Raw genomic sequence first — 21,085 nt, forward strand, 5'->3', positions numbered from 1 at the left:
TAGCCTCTGTGGGCCAGAATGACCGCAAAGATTATAATCTATAAACCTTCTGTGGTTCGAAAATCGCGCCCTATGGCAGAAAGAACCAACATCAGATCTTTGGTGCCAATGAAACCAGTTGATAGATGATAATTTCTGCTAGCTATATTATTAACCAAATGCTGAGCTGCTTGTTCACTTTGTTTGCCATCTCATTACTGTCCCAACGTTAGTCGAATAATAGCAACTGGTTAGGGCAAGGGGGTTGTGAATACTTATAATCAGATTGTGAATTCAGTTCAACCAATGGCGTTTTCTCGAAAATTGATACGCTGAGAATCTGTAGAATTGTGTAAAGCGATAATTTGATGCCGAGGCGATTTTTGACGATGGCCACTAGCAGATACACCGACACGGCGGTCCAGATTTGGGCCTTCACGGCGTTCTGACTCGTGCCGTAAAACGACTTGATTCGTAGATGCTGTTTGATCCATTTGAAAAATAGCTCGATTTGCCAACGTGATTTGTACAGCGTTGCGATCGTTGTTGCTGGCAAATCGAAGTTGTTTGTCAGAAATACGAGACGCTTTTCGAGGGACTGGTCGTAGTAACGAATTCTTCGTAGCGGCTCGGGATACCCTTGAAAGGAATAATACGTTTCCAAGACAATCGTTTGGTCGCACTGCACGCCGGTCTGTTTGTGGACTTCGTGAGAGTAGCGTCGCTGGAACTTGAGATTCTTCTTTGCGCGGGTGACGAAATAGGCCTTGGCTTGGTGAAGTTGATAGAGACGAGTGAAGTCGAGATAGCCGCGATCCATGACGTAGTACGCCCCAGGCGAGGGAACCAAGTGGTCCAAGACGTTCACATCGTGCAGTTTTCCGTCGGAAATTAAGATAAATTCGGGAATGTTGCCTTGAAGATTCAACAGTGTGTGCAGTTTGACGGCCCCTTTGGTCTGGCGAAACCTGGCCCAGGGGAACATCGACAAGCAGAGATTGATTGTCGACGCGTCCAACGCGTAGACAGTTGCATCCAAATCGATGCCCAAGTCGTCGCTCGCGTACGGCGATCGTGCTTTGTGGATCAGAATCTGAGCAAAGTCGGCGTAAATCCTCCAATCGCGAGCGTGATTGGCATGCGACAAGTTGTTGCGGCTCACGCTGCTGCGAATGCCCATGTGATAGAGCTTGTTGCCCACAGCACGCAAGCAGGTTTCGATGTCGCGCAGACTTTCTCGGTAAGTCAGCTGCGCGAAAGCCATGACGCGCAATTGTTCGCTGCAAGGAAACGTTTTGATTTTGTGATCGCCACCATAGCGGCGGACGCACGTCTGGAACCGGCGCCACGGAAAAAACTCCATCAACTGCGAGAACACCAATCGACCTGCGTGCATAGACCGAATCCATTCCGAATTGTCGGAAATGAGGAATTATCGGCCAAAGCGATTTCAAATCGATACAGGTCATAGTTTTGCGTAAACTAAAGAAGTGTAATGAGTTACAATCAATCAACGTAAAAACGTTGGGACACTAGTGCTAACGACTAACTGCTAATGGCTAATAGCTGCAAAGGAACTTTGTGATGAGCAAGCACATACTCGACGTGGGCAACTGCGGCCCCGATTTTACCTCGATCAAGCGGTTTCTAACGCAGACCTTCGATTGCACGATCGAACAAACTCATGGCCTGGAAGATACGTTGGCTGCACTCCGCGGTGCGAAGTTTGATCTCGTACTCATCAATCGCAAGCTCGATCGCGATTATTCCGATGGGATCGAGATCTTGCGGAAAATCAAAGAGGATTCTGAATTGAAAGATACGCCCGTGATGCTCATCACAAACTTCCCCGAGCACCAGGATGCTGCAGTAGAACTGGGAGCCGAACGCGGATTTGGGAAATTGGAACTCGGCAAGCCAGAGACTCGCGAGAAGCTCGAGCCGATTCTCGGCTAATCCTTAGCCGTCCCGCAACTCGATATATTGCTTCGAACCGCTAAACCTCAATCGCCTCTTTGACCGGCATCACAAAATGGGGGGATTTTCCGTTCTTGGTCAAATCTGCTGCCTTGGTGTCGGCCTTTTTGCGCTCGTTGAACTCAAACAATGCAACGCGGCGAAGCGACTGATTGAACACGCCCCAGAAAGCCTTTAAGCGAACCACCTTTTTGGTAGACCTGCGTGGCTTGGCGGCGGCCTTCTTCTTGACTACTTTTTTCTTCTCAGGAGCTGCCTTTTTGGCAGCGGCTTTCTTCTTGACTACCTTCTTTTTCTTAACGGGAGCAGACTTGGCCGTCTTGCTTGTCGCAGCGGTTGTCTTCTTTTTTACTTTTGCCACCTTCTTGGTTGCTACTTTCTTCTTGACGGTCTTTTTCTTGGGGGGCTTTTTTTTCGCGGGAGCCGCTTTTTTCTTGGAAGCGACCTTCTTCTTGACGTTCTTTTTGACAGTCTTCTTAGCCATAGTGCCAACCCGACGTGACGGCTGGGAGTGAGGAACAACCCGAAGTGCGGATTCTAGCCGATTCTGGACTCCATGCCTACTGCTTCTGAAGCACATTTGGTATACAAGAGGCCGAGATAATGACGTTACAAGTCGCCAGAAGTGCCCTTTTTAATGGACAGCTCTACAGAGGCTGCTTGATTGAGCCAGGTTATAGCTCGATGCCGAGTTTCTTAGTCCGGGCAAGAAGACCGGGCTTGAAATACACCATGGGGCGTAGGGACCGGGAATAGCTTCTGGCATCGGCTTTTTGACGAGCCCAGAGAAAGGTGCTATTCACCAGGGTGCGGGGGAGTACACCCTGTTCGACTCTGAAGACGACCAGATCGATAAATGCCTTGTCACCGGGAGTGACCGCCTTGAGGCCGACGGTGAGTTGCTGCTTGAGAGAGAGTTGTCGCCCCTGTTGAGAATTTGAGCTACTCGACTGTTGGGCGTTGGTGGGCAAAATACAGAAACAAAAAAGACCAATCATCAAAGCCGCCACCAGCGAACTGGATTCGTCCCGGAACCAGCGCGAGGCAGGCAAAGATTTCTGAAGATTCTTGTTCCGAGCCATTTTTGCACCTCGCTTGCAGCTAAGGGTGAGTGAAAAGTCATTTCTGGAGAAGTCTCGACCTATTTCGGAGACAACTTGTAGTTGGCTCGCAGGAGACTGGCAAGTCCAATCTGGTGCATCGCAATAGGTGCCAGCAGATATCCGAAATAGTCGCCTTCTACTCCGCAAAAGTAACGCTGCTTTTACGGAGCAAAGGCCGAGATTCTGGCATGCCTTTTGCCCCTCAGGTTCATTGATAAAGCGATGCGAAACGCACCCTGCAAATTTGCATTTGGTATGGCGTTTGCTGACAAGAATTTTGCCCACAACTCTCTTTTTCGGAGTAGAATTAATCTGTATAAGTCATCCCTCGCGAGGCATTTGCAGTGAAGAGTACTTCGCGTGACAACCGATTTTCCTTTAGCAATCAAATAACAATAATCGCTTCGCCCCGTGCGGAGATAAGGAGCCAAACTTCTCGGTCATAATTCCGTCGGGAGGACCAATTTTTTGGATAGGCCCGCGTCAAATAAAAGGCAGTGCGCAGCACTGTCCGACACGCGCCTTTCTTCCAGCGACTCCACACCGTCGCAATTCGGCCGGAAGTTTGATTTTAGAAAAGGTCGGGGTCTTGCACTCGTGCAGGCCCCGACCTTTTTGTGTTTCAATCAGTATATCCGCAACATTCGTTCTCTTGTTAGTCGCGACGCGCCTGGCGAGTGGAGCTAGCCAGCGGTAGGCAACCTCGCGAGGCGTTTGCGATTCTCCTCGCGAGTTCCATAACTCATCAACACCTAACACTGCCAAAAACCCACTGTTTCTCTGAATGAAACTCGATAGTGGAAAGGCAGATGCTTTTTCCTCCGGGCTGCTCCTCGTCGCCACATGTAATTCTGATCCATCTGCCCATCCATGGCGAAATACCTGAGCGATTCCGCACATCTTGCTTGGTGAGACGGGTTGAGGTGTTTGCCTTCGGTGTTAGAAATTCTAGCCATGCCGCGGAGTGAGCACGTATTACGTCTTCAATTTAACAATTGGCATGCGCCTTGCTTGTTAGGTATGCGTTTACTGATGGGAAATGAGAAAGTGAGGTGGATTATGTACGAAGGCACCGACTTGGAAGAATACATGGTCGAGATCCGCGACCGAGTTTGTTCACGATGCATCGAGCGGCCTCCCGGCGGACCACCTTGCCAACCACTAGGGAAACGCTGTGGGGTAGAGGTTAACCTTCGCGAGCTTGTCGAGGCCGTGCATCAGGAGCATTCAAACTGGATGGAACCATATATCGAGCGATTCCATGAGGACGTTTGCGCTCACTGTGTGAATCGACCGACATCACAATGCCCCTGCGCGCTTGACTACTTGCTTTTGCTTGCCGTCGAAGCGATCGAAGACGTCGACCAGAGACGAGGCAAATCCGCCATGCAAGGAGCGGAAACATAACAAGCTTTTTGGCAATCCCTACTATTGTTGCCGTACAGCGAGTGAGCCGGCTTTGCAAACAGTCTATTGCGATTCGAAGGCTAATTCGATTCGTACAGCCCAAGAGCAGGCAAGTGATTTGCTGCTCTTATTGTGAGTTTACGCAAGAGCCTTCTTGTGATGAGGCCTTGATTCGCGATTTTCATCAACTCATCGAGGCGCGACATATGCTACCTCTTTACCGTTGTGACACACCTTTTATGGCACATGGAATACCCAGTCGAAATGCGTCTGGCAAAGGTTTTTAGAACTTATTTGGCGTAGACCTGTCAGGGATGGGTCGTTAGACCAACAGTTCTGAAACACTGAGCCGAGCCCCGCCTTGAAGCAGCCAATTTCCCGAGTTCAGGGCTGATCCATGGTCAGTGGAATGGCGGATGACTCGGCGGTACTGAGCAACGTTTAGGTCACTCAACCTCGTCGACTTCGCCCGTCTCAATCAGAGCATTCGCCTCGTCGACCGTAAGTTCCCACCGGCCGATCTCATCCGCGCTGTCTTCATTCTCGCTGGCGTCCTGGGTGGGCCAAAGTATGCAGTCACCGACGGCGGCCTTGAGCCAGAGATAGGCGTTCTCGCCGGAATTGTTTTTCGCAGATAAGATCTCTTCGATTTTCGTGGTCATGGCGTTCCTGTGTACGTTCAGTGGACAAGCCGAACCGGCAAATTACCGGTTTGCGAAATCTGTAATCGTCAGTATAACTCCATTTACAAGTCAATACCTAGCGCTGATTCCGCTGCATCTGAAGATAACCCTCATGATAGTGCCTTTGGCAACCTTCGCACAATGCTCAACTCGCGAAGAGCAAGTCGCAAGATATAGTTATTGACGTTCGACCGCTTAAGAGATGAGACAAGCTCAAATGGGTATCCCCGATCGAGTGCTGCCGAGCCGCTCATAAACTTTTTTGCCACCGATTTAGAACCGGCTGTCCCCACGTCGATATGGGTCTCTAAAATCGTGGTGAGAAAGCTACTTTGCACAGGTTTCGCGTGCCTGAAAGACACACATTTTCTCAGGCTGAGACGCTGGGCAGTTTCGGGCCGACGTATGCAGCATCAATCCAACATTTTCGGTACCTCCATGTGCACCGCCGCATGCGACTTAAAGAGGCACCAACTTGCAGAGGCGATTCTCACCGACGACAGTTCGCCAATCAATAACTACCGGCAGAGCCGGTAGTATGAGGAAGGCCCCTAAAAGGGGCCACTTGGTTTAGTCTATGTCAAATAATCCGCGTTCTTGGTCACGCTCGTGTTTCTCCTGGTTCTGGATATATTCTCGAATCATCGCTTCATCCAGCCCCACAGTCCCACTTCACATGGGATTGGCTACGCCAGTCTTTCATTGGGGATCCTCCTGTGCCCCTCGGGGCCTTCCTCAGGAGGATCTTTTTTATACTCCGGGAACGGCGGAGCCTATTGGGTACGCACCAGCAGAGCTGGTGGTTTACGAATTTGAATTAGGTTTGGCGCTGCGGCAGATGCAATCGCCGCGAGATTGATTCTCGGTGAATTGAGGTCGGTGAGTATCACCGCCGTTTCCCACCGCTATTTGCTAAGTTCAGTCGGTGATCAAGACCTCCTGCACGAACGTCGATTGGCTATCTGCTTGAGGTCTAGAAACACTGCCGACATTAACTGCACCTAAAAGAAGTCCCGCTCAGCTGGAAGAAAAACACCTGACCGCTAGGTACAGCCCTATTCCCGACAGCAAAGTGACTGCCGTCGCGATTGCTTCATACGGACGATGATAGGCAGCCAACCCAGCCAGTATCAAGGTTGAACTGACATAGAAACTTGGCGCAAGTAGACCTACTGTTGGCGGCAGTTCGCCATGAGATTTGTTGGATGAAATGAATAATATTGAAACGGTAAGAGCCGTAAACAGCGAGAGGGTGAGTCCTAAGTAGGAAAGCAGGGATTGCAGTCCAGCAAAGTAAATCACGAGCAAAATGCCGATCCCTTGCAGAAGTACCGCATTCGTTGGGGGAGAATCTTTGGCCGCCAGCAGGCGAGGCAGAAAGCCATCGGCAGCCATCTTGGCATAGACTCGCGGGCCTGCTACCAATGCCGAAGACACGCTGCTAGCCAATCCCAGGCAGATCGTTACTCGCGTGAGCCAAGCAAACCATTCCCCGGCCAACGCCTGAGCAGTGATGGCAGCAACATCGCTTTTACCCGAGATGGCCTGAACTCCCGGCGCAAAAAGAAACGCCGCATTTAGCAGCATATAAGAAATCGTTACTACGACGGTCCCGTAAATCATTGCTCGGGCAATCGTTGCAGAACCGCCCCGCGCTTCCTCTGTGACATACACGGCAGCATTGAAACCGCTGTAGCTCAATGAGATCCACATTACCGAACTAGCGAAGCCCAAGAGGATATTGGTAGGTGGCGAATCCAACGGCTTGCGGAGCGCTGCTCCCCCCTGCCAATTTCCAATCAAGGAGTATGCTACCAACAAGAAAGTGGCCAAAAGCATCAACTTGATTCCCACCAATAAGTTCTGACCAATTGCTCCTGATTTGGTGTGGAATGCGTGGAATACCGAAACCACCAGCACAAGTAGAATTGCAAGTGCTTTGTCAGGAAGCCACGCTGGACGACTTTCAGCAGGCCAGGCATAGAGATCGAAGGTAACGGCTGCGAAGGCAGCAGCTCCGGTAAAACCTGCCAGAAGGGAAACCCAGCCCCCTAGGAAGCCGGCAGCTGGATGAAGAAAGCGAGAGAGAAATACATATTCCCCTCCACTCTCGGCCAAACACTGGGCGAGTTTGCCATAGCTGAGCGCACCGCACAGGGCGATTGTGCCTCCCACTGCCCAGGCCGCCATGACTAGCCACGGTGAGCGGAGATCTGCCACCGAAAATCCGCTGGTAGTAAACACCCCAGCACCAATCATACTGGCCACCACCAGGGCAGTCAGTGACAAAATGCCCAGGGGCCTCTTAGCTTCTCCGTGACTCATGGTTTGCGAAAGCGCAAGAAGTAGTTCTCTTCAAACTGCTCGAGCGGAATTTCCTCGACGAACTCAAAGCCAGCCTGCTCGATCTCTTGGCGAAACACGCTCTTCCCGGCTCGCACGTGGCCGAGAGTCCACTCGCGTGAAACTCCCGGAATGCGTTCGAAATCAATCACCACCAATTGTCCCTCGTGCTTAAGCGCGCGCTGGATCGATGCCAACGAGGCTCGCGGATGTTCAAAGTGATGATACGTGTCACAAATGAATGCCGTATCGATGCTTCCGGGCGGCAATCGCACGTTGTCCTGCCCGCCCAACACTGGCGTAACATTGAGCAGTCCTTTCTTCTCGGCAATCTTACTAATTTGCTCAATAAACGCCGGGGCAATATCAACGGGTAGAACTTGCCCCGTCGAGCCCACGGCCTTGGCAAAAGGTTCGACGAACAGGCCAGTACCGGCACCGATGTCTGCGATACGATCGCCAGTAGTCAGCTTCAGTAGTGTGACGATTTTATCGCGAGCCCGAAAGATTTCGCGACTTTCCACTTCAAAGCGAGCTACCCACTCGTCGACGTCCAATTCTGGGTCCAGAAAGGCGTCGTTAATGCCGGGACTTACACTGATGGATTCCTCGGGCGTAGCCACTGTTTGGCACGAACCATTGCTCGCACAAACGGTGATCAAGGCAATCGTAAAAGCGAATCGCAGAGACAATCGGTGGGCAACCATCGCTGTCAATCTCCTTATTCATGTACCGGTCTTCGAACCGTTCAAGAATACACCTGCATCTGTCTGGCAGCAACTCTCGTTCGGCGAGCTGATGGGATAGAATGATGTCGCTGAGTTAGCAAGAACTACTACGATCGAATACGTAATTGGAGAATACGGTGATCGAGGGAACATGGAAACGGATGAGCGGTGAACAAAACGGGCTAGATGAACCGGTGGAGGAAGTTGAAAGGGCCAGGTTGGAAATTGTTGGCAATCAGCACATTATCACCGTGGGAGAGAAAGGCATGAAGGGCACGCATAAACTAGATCCCACCCAGACGCCGATGAGGATTAATTCGACGGATATGGCTGGCCCCTTCTCGTTATCGCAAGCGTTTATGTGAATTCGACACTAAGCGACCAAGACACGCCTTCATGAGCGCTCAGAACAGAACATGGTAGTCAGTAATTGGTAGTCTGCTTGTGGGCCATTTGCAGGCCTTCGAAACCGGCGCCAAATTGGCTTTTTGGAGATTGGCAACCACGGGGCGACGTCCCGATCCGAAAAAGTATCGTTATTCCTTCGGAAGCGGCACGGCCACCTGCTTATACGACACTGCTGACTTGGTATGATACGAGCAACGTGGCGTGAGGTCGTAAATTGACCCTATCGTGTGACAAATTTGGCCAGCCGACTTTCAAATGACATCAAAGACAAAAAATCGCTGCCCATCTGAAGACGATACGAGCCGAGCGACTCGTTCGAACCATGTTACCGAACACAAACACGGTGGATTGGGCGAATTGCCGGCGACCGCGATTTGCGGCAACGACATCACGTCGTCTTGCTTGTATGTCTCAGCTTTAGCGATCATTTACGCGGGCCGATGGGCGCCTATCGTATTGCTCATGGTAGCCGGGCTGTTGTACTTATTCCGATCGATCTATTCTGAGGTTGTCGGCGCGTTGCCCCTAAACGGTGGGGCCTATAACGCACTATTGAATACGACAAGCAAGTTTCGTGCGTCCGTGGCGGCCTGCTTGACGATTCTTTCCTATATGGCCACGGCCGTAATCTCCGCCAGTGAAGCGATGCATTACGCTCATGCTTTATGGCCTGCACTGCCCGTAATCGTGGCCACGATCTGCTTGTTGGCTTTCTTCATGTGTTTGACGATTATCGGACTTTCTGAGTCGGCGCGTGTGGCTATTGCAATCTTTGTCACGCACTTGCTGTCATTGAGTGTCCTGTTGGTTGTTGGTATCGGCTTCGTCACGAAGAATGGCATCGAGACGCTCACTGCCAATCTTCACACTCCTACAGAAAGCGGGCTCGCGCTTTCGATATTTTTCGGATTTTCAGCAGCGTTGCTGGGAATTTCCGGGTTCGAAAGCTCTGCCAATTTTGTCGAAGAACAGGCCGAGGGAGTTTTCCCAAAAACACTCCGCAATATGTGGTTGGCAGTTTCATTCTTTAATCCGGCCATGGCCTTACTCGCGTTGGCGCTGGTCCCGGTAGCCAACGTGCCAGATCACGAAGAAGCGTTACTGGCCCACATGGGACAGGAGGCTGGCGGACAATGGCTTTTCTGGCTGATTTCGATCGACGCGGTATTCGTACTGAGCGGTGCGGTATTGACAAGTTTCGTAGGTGTAAACGGCTTGGTACACCGTATGACGCTCGACCGTTGCTTGCCCCAGTTTCTCTTGAAAACGAACCGCCGCCACACGACACATCGCATCATTATCGCCTTCTTTTTGTTAAGCGTTTCTGTACTGTTGATTACTCAGGGTGAATTGAAAGCACTGGCGGGCGTCTACACAATTTCGTTCCTCTCAGTCATGATTTTGTTCGGCATTGGCAATATTTTGTTGAAGGTAAGACGGGCTCAATTGCCGCGGCCGGTACGCGCGTCTTGGCCTTCTGTACTAATAGCTATCGCCGCAGTCGTGACTGGATTAGTTGGCAACGCCCTGATGAACCCACCCTACTTGCGAGTCTTCCTAGAGTACTTCATTCCGGCCCTTGCCATCGTAACAGTGATGCTAGGACGAGTGGCCATCCTCGAATCGTTTTTGTTTCTTGTGCGAGCCAGCATTTCGTCGCTCATTGGCCCGTTACATCACCTTACTGGGATCATACGCAACAAGATCGAAGCTATTAACTCACAGCAAATTGTCTTCTTTACTCGCGGTGATGACATAGCGAAACTGAACAATGCGATGCTGTACGTAAGGCAAAACGAACACACCAATCGAGTTAAGGTCGTCACAGTCGTCAAAGACACTAGTGAAGTGCCCGAGCGACTAGACAAAGAGCTGAGTTTCCTCGATGAGGTTTACCCCGAGATCGACATTGAATTTGTCGTGCTGGAAGGTGAGTTTGGCCCGGAATTGATTGAGGAATTATCCAAGAAGTGGAATATTCCTACCAACTTCATGTTCATCGGTTCGCCGGCGGGGCATTTCATGTACGGACTGGCTGAATTACGTGGTGTGCGATTGATAATTTGAATCAGCCCAAATCAAAGCTAGGATTCAATGCAACGTGGTCGATGGCCGTCGGCGGCATGATCGGAGGCGGTGTATTCTCTACTATCGGTGTCGTGATAGGGATAGCCGGTGCATGGGCTTGGTTGAGCTTCGTCGTCGCGGGTCACTATTCCGGTCACAACTGCCTAGCTGACCGCATTTGGTACCATGGATGGCTATGAATACCGAGTATTCAACGTATGAGGGAGTCCGAGAGAGTGGACGATTTTAGATGCGGTGGTACGATCGCTTTGAAGGCAGTTGTCGCCGCCTACCGCTTCTTCTCGCCAGATAATTCAAGCAATGTTCCATTCCTTGATCTTGCGCTGTAAAGTGCGGACTGAAATGCCAAGGATCGCAGCGGAGCGTTTCCGATTTCCCTTATTCATGCTTAAGGTCTGCTGGATAGATTCTCGTTCCAGCTCGGCCAGCGAGTGCCCTCCTAAAGGAAGATAGGCCAAGCCAATAGGGGATCCATGGATACCTGTATCCTTGGTAGCGAGTACCTTTGAATTCTCCACTACCTTTCCATTAGAACTGTGGCCATTTTCCAGGAAATGTTTTTTCGTTGCCTCGGGATGCCGCAAGAGCTCAGGTTCTTGGTTTCTGGCAACATTAAGCCGAAAGTAAAGATCCGCGCGGCTATCCCCTTGGACGTCTCCATCTCGGTGATAGTTAGACGAATGAACGGTAGTTGGTTGAGCAGTTACCATAATTAAATCCCTATGTGTCTCCTGAAGAGGTGCACTTGCCATCGGGGTGCATATTGCGTGCCGGTGGCACATTTTTGGTCGCTGATTTGGAATCTCGAAGAAATTACACATTTGGACCGAAATAGTTGAGTTCTTATTAACTCGGCCTGTGATTTAAGAAGCCGTATTCTTGGCAGCTTTTCCTAGTGTGTACGCCTAGAAGCCAACTTGGTTAGAAATCGATCAACCTGTTATCTCAGTGGTTTTAGAACTATTTGCTTCGGTTTGTCCTGACGCAGTATATTCGGGGTAATAACCTCATGTGGCATGACGTTTGCCCTCATTTGCCTTGATTCTGGTGGTTAGATAGTCGGGGTGAATTGTTCATGGATGAGATAGGACCCTACGAGGTAGTTGTTCGTGTCTTGGGTGGAGCATTCTTTGGGGGCATTTTGGGCTGGGAAAGTGAGGTCAGTGAAAAACCAGCTGGCTTGCGAACTAACATGCTCGTCGCCATCGGGGCGGCCACCGCAACCCTGGCCGCGCTTGGCCTTTACAATTCGCTGTCTGGTTCTCGCCCCGCTGAACAGATCAACTCAGACCCCATCCGTATCATTTCAGGCGTCATCGGAGGCTTGGGTTTTCTAGGGGCGGGGTCCATTATTCAATCTCGTGGAGAAGTCCAAGGAATTACCACGGCCGCTACGATCTGGGTCGTCGGGGGGATCGGAATCGCCTGCGGCCTCGGAAACTATGTGCTCGCCCTAACTTCGGCTATCATTACTTTTGTGGTGCTCTTTGTGATCGGTAAATTTGAGGTGAGTTCTCTCGCTCCCGAGAATCTCCAGAATAGTGATCGCAAGTCAGTCCAGTTGAAGAGTGAGAATGAGTCTGAGAATTGAGGAGCATGCTCAAATTATGGCCTATCTACAAGTAAGATACATTCTGGCCCAAGCCGAGAAAATGCGCAATTTCCTCCGAAATTTCGCCGAGAAACAGCAGCGCAAAGCGAGTAACGACTTGCTTGCCGGTCTCTTCCACGAGGTCAACAAACACGAGAAGCTACTTGAGCAATGTTTGGAAGATTTTGAATTGGAAACAACTCAGGACTTACTCGACACTTGGATTCAATTCTCTGGTGACGATGAACTCGAAGAAGCCATGGCCTCCCTGTCGGGAGTTGTCGAACAAAATGATGACAATGTCCTCGAGAAACTACTGCATGCCGAAGAAACCCTCTTGAGGGTCTACAATCAAGCCCATGAACAGACCAGCTCGGAACGTCTCCAGGAGTTATTCGAAAGCCTCATAGAACTACAGGATCATCATCTCCGCAATATTGCTAATTGTGTATCCGAGTATGAAGAGATGCGTCGGGGCTGAGCCTTCACGCGCTATACTCAATCCAGAAAGGAGAATAATGTGTCGCGTCAGATGTCACTCTATCTCCTGCTTGCCACGGTACTTCTCATTGGTATCTTATTCTATCAAGTCATCCAGCCGTTTGTCTTCTCGCTCCTTTTTGCGATCGTTTTGGCGGTCTTGTTTCGCCCTCCGTACCAATGGGTAGTTGCACATATGAAGAGTCACCGGCGGCTGGCGGCAGTAGCAACAACTTTGGTGGTGATGCTGTTGATCTTACTACCCATAGGAGGAGCTTTGGTCCTGGCAGGTGCCCAGCTGGCTCAAGTCGCCAGCGATGCCGCCAATTTGGCGAAAGAAGATAATAGCGGTGAAGACTCCGACCTAAAACAAAACCTCGCAGATTTGGAACAATCAAAGCTGGCCAAGACGCTCGACAAGTACTACCACGAACTTCCTGCAGAACGGCGCCGACAAGTCGACGACCTCATTTCCCGGGCAGGCGACGGATTTGTCAAACGGGTGATCGAAAAAACGGCAAGTTTTGCCGGGGACCTGGTGGACTTCACCATCGGTTTCTTTGTGACGGGATTGGCCCTCTACTATTTTCTGGCAGATGGCAAAATGTTCTTACAGCAATTGCAAAGTTTTCTCCCGCTCGATGCGGAGGAACAAGAAATCTTGGTCGAGCAATTCGGCAAAGTCTGCCGGGCGGTCATTTTGGGAACCGTTTTTGCCGCGCTCGCTCAAGCACTCTTAGCAGGTATCGGCTTTATGATGGCCGGGGTTCCCAACGTGTTTTTGCTCATGGCTGTGACCATGTTTTTTGCCTTCATCCCGTTTGTCGGAGGGAGCAGCCTAGTGATTCTCGTCTCAGCCTGGCTGGCCCTAGAAGGTCGCTACTTGGCAGGTGGGCTGTTGTTTACCTATTGTGTGCTCTTGATCTCCACGTCCGATAATTTGATTCGCGCCTACGTCATTGGGAGTGAGGCCAAAATGAACCCGCTCGTGGCATTTATCACCGTCCTGGGAGCAATTCAATTGATTGGCTTGGTGGGGATCTTCAACGGTCCGATGATTGCTGCCTTGTTTTACACCTTGCTGAAGTTGCTGCGCGAGCGCATCGCTCATGATGAGGCCCCGCCCGTAACCGTCTAATACACTGCCAATACAAAACATGCCCTCCTCACGATTTCTGTGGTTATGATGGATCTATGAAGACCTGGCTAATGAACCAATGGGAAAACTACCGAACCGGTTTCTGGTTCATTCCGTCGTTGATGACGATGGGTGCCCTATTTCTCGGTTTCTTAATGCCGGAAGTGGACCGCTATCTCGATTCCTCCATTCCGGTGTGGATGCAGTCCAGCCCAGAAACCGCTCGCGCCACATTGACGACCATCGCCGGTGCAATGATCACCGCCGCGGGAGTCGTGTTTTCGGTGACAATTGTCGCCCTTTCGATTACCTCGTCGCAGTTCGGACCTCGGCTGCTGCGAAACTTTCTCAGTGACTCCATTACTCAAATTGCTTTAGGTGCATGTCTGGCAAGCAGTCTGTATAGCCTTATCCTGCTTAGCGCCTTCTCTAAGACTGAAGACAAAATATTTCTTCCTTTTGTCTCGATCTATCTAGCATTGTTTCTAGCCTTGGTGACGCTCTATATCTTGATTTATTCTCTCCACCGAGTGGCCAGTGCTACACAAGCAGATAATGTCGTAGCTGAAGTTGCTGACGACCTTGAAGATGCGATCTCCCGCATCTTCCCCGAGAAGATCGGAGAAAAAAGCAAAGATCTGGCGCATTGTGAAAACCTAGCCGCTGAACTGTTCTCCGATCGGCAACCTAAGGTAGCTTCCGTGAATGCTGACAAGGAGGGCTACTTACAGGCAATCAATCACGAGGGAATCGTCGACTTGGCCCAGGAGTTCGACTTGGTCATCAAGCTTCGCGCCCGGCCGGGCGATTTTCTTATGCAGGGTCTTCCCATCGCCGAAGTTTACCCCGGCACAGAACTAGATGAGGACGTCCAAGCTAGGCTCAACAAGACTTTCATCGTCGGCAACCGAAGAACTCCCCAGCAGGACATGGAGTGTGCCGTAAGCGAGTTGGTCGAGGTTGCCGTGCGGGCACTTTCTCCGGGGATCAACGACCCCTTTACTGCAATCCGCTGCGTGGATCGTTTGGGAGCGATGCTCCGCCGGCTTGCTGATCGGGAAATGCCAATTCCTTATCGCTCGGATGAAGAAGGTGCGCTACGCGTGATTGCCCGGGGTTACACTTTTCCTAATGTCCTCAATTGCGCGTTTGACCAAATACGTCAACATGGCCGTGGAAACGTAGCCGTCTCGATGCGTCTCCTAGAATCACTTGAAGCGATAGCGGATTGCGTTGAGAGCGATTCCCAAAAAGCGGCGGTGCTTCGACAGGCAAAGATGGTATATCGCGGCTGTGTGGAAGCAATTCCAGAAGAAAATGATCGCGACGACTTGGCCGAGCGGTATTGGTTCGTCTTGAAACAACTGGGAGAAATTCCGGAAAATCACGAACCTTTCAATCAGGATTGGAAAGCTCTCTCTGATAAGGCTGGATCATAGTTCTATGCAATTTAAACATCCAATGCGCCAAATTCTGGCGGTATTTTGCTGCTTGATAATTTCCCCCGAAATTGAAACTAATCTCGCCATTGCGGAAGATACTCCACCACAGCGGAGCTATTCCGATTGTCACATTCATCTGTTGAATTTCCTGCAGCGAGGCGAATTTCTCAATGCCGACCGCGAGTTCCCCGGATCGAAGTGGGGCGAGATCGATCATGAACGATATGCTGTACTACCTGCCGGCCAACGGTGGCGCCGCATCGCGGGACTCCTTGAGACTATGGATCGCAGTCACATTGATTATGCCTTGATCTGTGGATTACCCGTTTTCAAGAAGTGGGCAGTGAACGAAACTTACGAGCGACCCGATGGATATCTGGACAATGAGTCCCATGTCCTGCTGGCCCGTGATTCCGATGTCACTATCGCAGAATCGATTCTCGAATACCGACGCGAATTCGCGGAAGAAAAGAAACAGCTTGCCGAATTGGAACGCGTTTCACCCTTTATGTGCGCTTTTGATCCGACCGACCTGGGAGCCGTCGATCAGGTGGTGCAGCGAATTCAGGAGTACCCTGGCATCTGGCAAGGAGTCGGCGAAATCCTCTCGCGGCATGACGACCTGACGCATCTGCAACTCGGCGAGCGCCCCCGCAGCAATCATCCTGCGATGCTGAGAATCTGCAAATTCGCGGGCGAGAACTATCTACCTGTGAGTATTCATCACAACATCGCCCCCGTCTCTCGTCCCGGTCTGGAACGGCCTCCCGTGTATCTTGATGAGCTCGTCGAACTGTTCCGCTATTGCCACGAGGAGCCGGGCTCTGTGCGACGATCTACAGTCTTCATCTGGTGCCACGCAGGCACAAGTCGCCGCGTGCAGGTGGATGACTTACCATATTGGATCGAGGAGGTGCTCAAAGTCTTCTCAGAGCATGTCGCCATCGATCTATCCTGGCTCGTATGGGAGAACTACATCAAAGATGATCTAAATACCTGGACCACGCTGATCGAGAAATACCCTACTCGATTCATGTTGGGATCCGATGTGGTCGGCGGATCGACTAACGCCGCCGAAGAGCTGACACAATTTGTGCCGCTCCTGGAACAACTTAAGCCGAAAACCGCCAAACTAGTTGCCCGCGATAACTTCCACAACCTGATGAACGAAATGGCTGAGCAGCGGCGAACAGCAAATTTGGTCGACGGCGATGGAGCAGGCATTGTGCTGCCAACCGATTACTCGTTCCCCGAATACGCCCACATGCCCCGCCTCAAAGATGAAGAATCTTTTGTTCGTTCTCGGTTGGAGCAACAAGCCGACAAGGACGCCAAATGATGTCAGGAGACATCACTCGATGGCTCCATCTCGCCATCTCTAAGCAATTTTACAAGCAAATCCATATCGGTCGGCTTAGTCATGTGATGGTGGAACCCGGCCTGCTGCCATTGGCAGGGATCAGAGGTGCGACCGTCGCCAGTGAGTGCATAAAATCGTGTCGTGTTAAGCTGTGGCATTTGTTTCAGTCGATTCAGGACATCGAAACCAGACATATCAGGCAGCGAAATATCCAGCACAATCGAATGCGGAACGAAACTCTCGGCCTCGCGCAGGGCCGATGCCCCATCGAATGCCGTCTGCACCTGGAATCCGCGCAACTCCAGCAATTTCTGGGTTGCCGTGCAGGCATCCTCGCAGTCGTCAACAACAAGAACTCGCATCTCGGCGACGTCGATGCAACTTGTTGGATTGGTATACTTTGAGATCATGGTGAGTAATTTATGGGTATCGATTGGTTTGCTCAAATAGGCATCACACCCGCATTCCAAACACAAGCCCATGTCCCCCTGCATGGCATCGGCTGTCAAAGCGATAATCGCCCCTTTGAATCCCATCTCACGTATTTTTGTCGCTGCCTGATAGCCATCAAGGCGGGGCATCTGCATGTCTAAGAGGATCAGGTCCCAGATGTGCTCGTCTCTAAGGGATTGTTTCAGCTGACGAATTGCATCGAGCCCATCTTCAGCCAGTGAAACTTCCGCCCCAGCGTCTCTAAGAATTCGCTGAGTCAAAAACCGCACATCCCGCCGATCATCGACCACTAAGACTCGACAGCAGAGCCGATTGTTGCTGGCATCGGTCTCGCGTTGTAGATCGATCTGATTGCTTTTTGGCTCAACAAGATCAACTTCCCTCATATCACCTACTTGGATAGTGCAAGAAAACGTACTCCCCTTCCCTGCCTCACTGATCACTTTGATCTGGCCCCCCAGAACATGGGCCAATCGCCGGCAAATCGTCAGTCCCAAACCTGTCCCCCCGAATTTGCGACTTACCGAACTATCTGCTTGGGAGAATGGTTGAAAAAGCAGCGACATTTTCTCTTGGGGAATACCGATGCCCGTGTCAATGACGTCGAAGCGAAGAAGTGGCTGAGGCAGGTCCTTGAGATAACTGACTTGGAGTTGCACACTTCCGGACTCGGTGAACTTGATTGCATTCCCTACCAAGTTGACGAGAATCTGCTTAAGTCGCTTGGGATCACTTTCGATGGTTGCCGGGATCTTTCCTTCGTATTCGACGACAAACTCCAATTGCTTTTCGCGGGCTCGTACGTCCATTGTGGACCGTACATCGGCCACAACCTTCTGCACGTTGAATCGCTCACGAGAGACATCTATTTTGCCAGCCTCAATCTTTGAGAGATCCAGAATGTCGTTGATAATTTCGAGCAAGAACAGGCCATTGCGCTTGATCACCTGCAGATATTGTGACTTTTCAGGATTGGTTTCCTCTTTGGCAAGTAGATCAGCGTACCCCAACATGGCAGTCATCGGTGTGCGAATCTCGTGGCTCATGTTTGCCAGGAAATCACTTTTGGCACGATTCGCTTCTTGGGCCTCCATCTCACTCTCGCGAAGTGCATCGGCAGCGGCATGCTCTTCGGTAACATCCCAATTCAGGCCAACAACTCTTACAACGTCTCCTTCGTCATTTCGCTCGAACTCGCCGACCGCCGCAAGCCAGCGCACCTCTCCGCTAGGCCGAGTGATGCGAAATTGTTCATCATAAGCCTCGTAACCTAATGTGGCCCTAGCCCAGGCTTCTTTTAAGTTGGGTAGGTCATCAGGATGCACAAGATCAAAAAATACTTCCGGCGAAGCGGGCGAGCCAGAAGGAAGCCCCAATAATTCGTAGAGTGCATCGGTCCATACGCTGCCGTTAGGAGTCCATTCCCAAGCTGCCATGCCTCCTGCTTTGAGTGCCATCGTCAGCCGCTGCTCGGCTTGTTTCTTTTCGGTAATGTCCGAACCTGTTGGCACGATGAATATCACTTCGCCAATCTCATTGAGTGCGGGAGTCAGCACAAAGTCGACTAACCTTTGACTACCATCGCTAAGCCAATAGGGAAGTTCCGCTCTGTAGAAAACTCCCTTCTTAGAACGCTCAACAGCACGGCGGATCGTGTCTTGTATTTGATTTGAACCAGACCACCAGGGACATTCCCAAAACTTGCAGCCAATGACTTCTTCACGCTCGTATCCGCACAACACCAGGGACGTTTCGTTGGCTTCTATGACAACACCCTCTAGATCGAGCATTCCTGCAAAATAAAAACTTTGGTCGAACAACACCTGCAACTGGGCGCTTTTGTTCTTCGCTATATTGAGTGCCTGAATCAATTCCTGCTGGTTCTCGAGCAGGCGTTGTTCGCTCTCAATGAGCGACAGTTGTAATTGCTTCTGCTCGGTAATATCCGTGTTCATCCCGACCCAGCGCAGCACGCTGCCATCGGGGCAAAGTTGGGGTACGCCGCGCACCGCGGTCCATCGCCAGTCTCCGCTGACATGGCGCACCCGATATTCGAATATCCATGGCTGGAGTGATTCGTTGGACGCCTGCCAAGCTGCAAAGACCTGCTCGCGTTCATCGGGATGCAGCACATTCGTCCAACCATCCCCCTGGAATTCTTCGAAAGTCTGCCCCGTAAAAGCTCGCCAGGTTGGAGAATCCTCGACAACTTTTCCCTCGGCATCGGTTGTCCACACCATCTGAGAAGAGGCAGCTACAAGTGTCTGTGCTCGACCTTCGCTGTCGCGCAAGGCAACCTCGGCCTGATTGCGACTCGTGATGTCTCTAAGATACCCCGTAAAGAAAGGCACGCCATCAGGAGTATGCGCGACACTAACCGACAACTCTACCGGAAATCGACTTTCGTCGGATCGCATGGCCATGAGTTCGAGGCGTTTGCCAATAATCTCTGTTTCTCCGGTTTGCAAATAATGTTGAAGCCCGTCTCTATGCGCCTCGCGTTGTTCTGGCGGGATGATCACCTCAGCAAGTGGTCGACCGACGGCTTTATCGCGTGCAATGTCAAACGTTGTTTCCGCAGCAACATTAAAATCCATGATCTTCCCATGGATATCTATTGTTATAATCGAGTCCAGAGAAGCTTCGAGAATTGCCGACTTGCGGGCTTCTACATTGCGGAATTGGGCATCAATGCGACAGCGGCGGATAAACTGGCCTATCTCATGACCCACCTCACGGAGCATATCGCGCTTGGATTGCTCGTGACGTAAGGCACGGTTTGCAAAGATTTCAATCGCCCCATGAAATCGTTTCCCTGAGAAAATCGGGATGGCCAGTCCCGTGATAATGCCACACTCCCGCGCCTGTGAGCCGCGATGAAATAGCGCCTCGTCGCCGACGTCATCAATCCACAAGGTTTCCTTGGTCTCCCAAACACGTCCTGCCAGTCCATTTCCTCGTGGCAGCAGCAACTCAAGAGTGGAATGAACAAATGAATCAAGGCGAGGCGTATCGGCGCGATGCGCCAACTCGCCACAGAAAAGAGATCCCGAATCTGCATCGATCAACCACATCGCACAGATGTCCGCATCCAGATTACTGCGCATCGCTTCGAGAATTTCAGGAATCACTTCCTCGAAAGATTCGGCAACTGCCAGTAGCTGTGTCACACTATGGGCAAATGCCAAGCGGAGTTCCGCGCGCTTCTGCTCAGAGATTTCGGAAAACGTGAGAATCACGCCAGTGAGTTGATCGTCTTGACGGCAAGGGAGAACGCGACGCAGGAACCAACGACCCTCGTCGGTTTGGAATTCGCGTTGCTTGGACTCTATCCAGTTCTCCGGAAATTCGCCGCCCGGCAGCGGAGGCATTTCGAGAGCTTCGTGTGAGATCTCGCTCAGCGGGCGGCCAATGTCTTCCTCTCGAAGAGGGTAAATTTCTGAAATCGATGGGGTGAAACTCCGGATGCGGCTGTGCGTGTCCAGGAAAATGGTGGCAAGTCGGGTGCCCTCGAGGAGGTTTTGCAAATCATTCCGAGCCCGTGCCAGTGCATCCATCCCGGCTTGAGATTCCTCGCTTGTATTCTTGCCATTCTTCGCCGAGTTCAGTGCTTCCACTAATTCGCGTCGAGTCTGTTCAAGTTCATTTTCCAACTGAGCTATTTTTAGGTTGCTCGCCTCGTCGGAGGTCAACAGCTTTTCTGGCTCAACTGACTTAGTGCTCACAATTTTTCTTGGCATGGCAATTGCGCGAAACTATCGAAGATATGAACTGTAGTCCTACGGTGACCTGAATGTCCGGTATTGAGGCCCCATGATGAGATTTTCCCGAGACTTTGTTCAAGCTTCCTACTTCAAGCCATTGTGACGTGTTCCGAGGCTCTGGACAAGCAACACCCCGATTGG

Annotated in this window: 17 protein-coding genes and 1 pseudogene; 9 read left to right on the forward strand and 9 right to left on the reverse strand. The window is 51.2% G+C overall.

Annotated features, from left to right (window positions below; genetic code table 11):
* Positions 1-38 precede the first annotated feature (38 nt).
* Positions 39-173 (reverse strand): annotated as a pseudogene (locus tag Pla144_RS25545) (hypothetical protein); the annotation flags it as partial.
* A gap of 35 nt (positions 174-208) precedes the next feature.
* The gene (locus Pla144_RS11540; RefSeq protein ID WP_146450822.1) at positions 209-1,375 is read right to left on the reverse strand and encodes an IS4 family transposase; all 1,167 of its coding nucleotides are present in this window, start codon (positions 1,373-1,375) and stop codon (positions 209-211) included.
* A gap of 188 nt (positions 1,376-1,563) precedes the next feature.
* Here Pla144_RS11540 and Pla144_RS11545 point away from each other — a divergent pair, with 188 nt between their 5' ends.
* The gene (locus Pla144_RS11545) at positions 1,564-1,935 is read left to right on the forward strand and encodes a response regulator (protein ID WP_146450823.1); all 372 of its coding nucleotides are present in this window, start codon (positions 1,564-1,566) and stop codon (positions 1,933-1,935) included.
* A 40-nt stretch (positions 1,936-1,975) separates the two neighbouring features.
* On the opposite strand, the gene Pla144_RS24585 is transcribed toward Pla144_RS11545, so the two are convergent.
* Complete coding sequence (locus Pla144_RS24585; RefSeq protein WP_197530595.1) at positions 1,976-2,440, reverse strand: hypothetical protein; 465 nt, start codon at positions 2,438-2,440, stop codon at positions 1,976-1,978.
* A 190-nt stretch (positions 2,441-2,630) separates the two neighbouring features.
* Complete coding sequence (locus tag Pla144_RS11555; RefSeq protein WP_146450824.1) at positions 2,631-3,038, reverse strand: hypothetical protein; 408 nt, start codon at positions 3,036-3,038, stop codon at positions 2,631-2,633.
* Positions 3,039-4,106: 1,068 nt separating this feature from the next.
* On the opposite strand from Pla144_RS11555, the gene Pla144_RS11560 reads away from it, so the two are divergent.
* Entirely contained in the window at positions 4,107-4,466 is a 360-nt protein-coding gene (locus Pla144_RS11560; RefSeq protein ID WP_197530596.1) for a hypothetical protein, read from the forward strand.
* 446 nt (positions 4,467-4,912) lie between these two features.
* On the opposite strand, the gene Pla144_RS11565 is transcribed toward Pla144_RS11560, so the two are convergent.
* The 3 genes from Pla144_RS11565 to Pla144_RS11575 form a co-directional block, all read right to left on the reverse strand.
* Positions 4,913-5,128, reverse strand: coding sequence for a hypothetical protein (locus Pla144_RS11565; protein WP_146450826.1), 216 nt, complete (start codon positions 5,126-5,128; stop codon positions 4,913-4,915).
* 1,038 nt (positions 5,129-6,166) lie between these two features.
* On the reverse strand, positions 6,167-7,474 hold the full coding sequence (locus Pla144_RS11570; protein WP_146450827.1) for an APC family permease: 1,308 nt from the start codon (positions 7,472-7,474) through the stop codon (positions 6,167-6,169).
* Positions 7,471-8,199: a class I SAM-dependent methyltransferase gene (locus tag Pla144_RS11575; protein ID WP_146450828.1), complete on the reverse strand. Its 729-nt coding sequence runs from the start codon at positions 8,197-8,199 to the stop codon at positions 7,471-7,473. The genes Pla144_RS11570 and Pla144_RS11575 overlap by 4 nt, the downstream gene beginning before the upstream one ends.
* A 158-nt stretch (positions 8,200-8,357) precedes the next feature.
* Between Pla144_RS11575 and Pla144_RS11580 the strand changes: the two genes are divergently transcribed.
* Positions 8,358-8,585 (forward strand): hypothetical protein, encoded by a 228-nt coding sequence (locus Pla144_RS11580; RefSeq protein ID WP_146450829.1) that lies wholly within the window; start codon positions 8,358-8,360, stop codon positions 8,583-8,585.
* A 298-nt stretch (positions 8,586-8,883) separates the two neighbouring features.
* Positions 8,884-10,695: an APC family permease gene (locus Pla144_RS11585; protein WP_146450830.1), complete on the forward strand. Its 1,812-nt coding sequence runs from the start codon at positions 8,884-8,886 to the stop codon at positions 10,693-10,695.
* 314 nt (positions 10,696-11,009) lie between these two features.
* Here the strand turns inward: Pla144_RS11585 and Pla144_RS11595 are convergent, their stop codons facing one another.
* Positions 11,010-11,426: a helix-turn-helix domain-containing protein gene (locus tag Pla144_RS11595; RefSeq protein WP_197530597.1), complete on the reverse strand. Its 417-nt coding sequence runs from the start codon at positions 11,424-11,426 to the stop codon at positions 11,010-11,012.
* Between the two features lie 365 nt (positions 11,427-11,791).
* Here Pla144_RS11595 and Pla144_RS11600 point away from each other — a divergent pair, with 365 nt between their 5' ends.
* The 5 genes from Pla144_RS11600 to Pla144_RS11620 are packed head-to-tail and all read left to right on the forward strand — an operon-like array spanning position 11,792 to position 16,706.
* The gene (locus tag Pla144_RS11600; protein ID WP_197530598.1) at positions 11,792-12,307 is read left to right on the forward strand and encodes an MgtC/SapB family protein; all 516 of its coding nucleotides are present in this window, start codon (positions 11,792-11,794) and stop codon (positions 12,305-12,307) included.
* A complete protein-coding gene (locus Pla144_RS11605) occupies positions 12,291-12,788 on the forward strand; it encodes a hypothetical protein (RefSeq protein WP_146450834.1) in 498 nt (165 codons plus the stop codon). Before Pla144_RS11600 ends, Pla144_RS11605 begins: the two co-directional genes overlap by 17 nt.
* Before the next feature lie 39 nt (positions 12,789-12,827).
* Positions 12,828-13,925 (forward strand): AI-2E family transporter, encoded by a 1,098-nt coding sequence (locus Pla144_RS11610; protein WP_146450835.1) that lies wholly within the window; start codon positions 12,828-12,830, stop codon positions 13,923-13,925.
* A gap of 56 nt (positions 13,926-13,981) precedes the next feature.
* The gene (locus Pla144_RS11615) at positions 13,982-15,364 is read left to right on the forward strand and encodes a DUF2254 domain-containing protein (RefSeq protein ID WP_146450836.1); all 1,383 of its coding nucleotides are present in this window, start codon (positions 13,982-13,984) and stop codon (positions 15,362-15,364) included.
* A 4-nt stretch (positions 15,365-15,368) separates the two neighbouring features.
* The gene (locus Pla144_RS11620; RefSeq protein ID WP_146450837.1) at positions 15,369-16,706 is read left to right on the forward strand and encodes a hypothetical protein; all 1,338 of its coding nucleotides are present in this window, start codon (positions 15,369-15,371) and stop codon (positions 16,704-16,706) included.
* A 2-nt stretch (positions 16,707-16,708) separates the two neighbouring features.
* Here Pla144_RS11620 and Pla144_RS11625 read toward each other — a convergent pair whose 3' ends face one another.
* Complete coding sequence (locus Pla144_RS11625; RefSeq protein WP_197530599.1) at positions 16,709-20,905, reverse strand: PAS domain S-box protein; 4,197 nt, start codon at positions 20,903-20,905, stop codon at positions 16,709-16,711.
* Positions 20,906-21,085 lie beyond the last annotated feature (180 nt).

This window comes from Bythopirellula polymerisocia (assembly GCF_007860015.1).
GTDB lineage: Bacteria > Planctomycetota > Planctomycetia > Pirellulales > Lacipirellulaceae > Bythopirellula > Bythopirellula polymerisocia.

What these genes read in the sequence shown, in the direction of transcription:
- Pla144_RS11540 (WP_146450822.1), bottom strand. Translation starts at nt 1,375, where the DNA reads ATGCACGCAGGTCGATTGGTGTTCTCGCAGTTGATGGAGTTTTTTCCG.
- Pla144_RS11545 (WP_146450823.1), top strand. Translation starts at nt 1,564, where the DNA reads ATGAGCAAGCACATACTCGACGTGGGCAACTGCGGCCCCGATTTTACC.
- Pla144_RS24585 (WP_197530595.1), bottom strand. Translation starts at nt 2,440, where the DNA reads ATGGCTAAGAAGACTGTCAAAAAGAACGTCAAGAAGAAGGTCGCTTCC.
- Pla144_RS11555 (WP_146450824.1), bottom strand. Translation starts at nt 3,038, where the DNA reads ATGGCTCGGAACAAGAATCTTCAGAAATCTTTGCCTGCCTCGCGCTGG.
- Pla144_RS11565 (WP_146450826.1), bottom strand. Translation starts at nt 5,128, where the DNA reads ATGACCACGAAAATCGAAGAGATCTTATCTGCGAAAAACAATTCCGGC.
- Pla144_RS11570 (WP_146450827.1), bottom strand. Translation starts at nt 7,474, where the DNA reads ATGAGTCACGGAGAAGCTAAGAGGCCCCTGGGCATTTTGTCACTGACT.
- Pla144_RS11575 (WP_146450828.1), bottom strand. Translation starts at nt 8,199, where the DNA reads ATGGTTGCCCACCGATTGTCTCTGCGATTCGCTTTTACGATTGCCTTG.
- Pla144_RS11585 (WP_146450830.1), top strand. Translation starts at nt 8,884, where the DNA reads ATGACATCAAAGACAAAAAATCGCTGCCCATCTGAAGACGATACGAGC.
- Pla144_RS11595 (WP_197530597.1), bottom strand. Translation starts at nt 11,426, where the DNA reads ATGGTAACTGCTCAACCAACTACCGTTCATTCGTCTAACTATCACCGA.
- Pla144_RS11600 (WP_197530598.1), top strand. Translation starts at nt 11,792, where the DNA reads ATGGATGAGATAGGACCCTACGAGGTAGTTGTTCGTGTCTTGGGTGGA.
- Pla144_RS11605 (WP_146450834.1), top strand. Translation starts at nt 12,291, where the DNA reads ATGAGTCTGAGAATTGAGGAGCATGCTCAAATTATGGCCTATCTACAA.
- Pla144_RS11615 (WP_146450836.1), top strand. Translation starts at nt 13,982, where the DNA reads ATGAAGACCTGGCTAATGAACCAATGGGAAAACTACCGAACCGGTTTC.
- Pla144_RS11620 (WP_146450837.1), top strand. Translation starts at nt 15,369, where the DNA reads ATGCAATTTAAACATCCAATGCGCCAAATTCTGGCGGTATTTTGCTGC.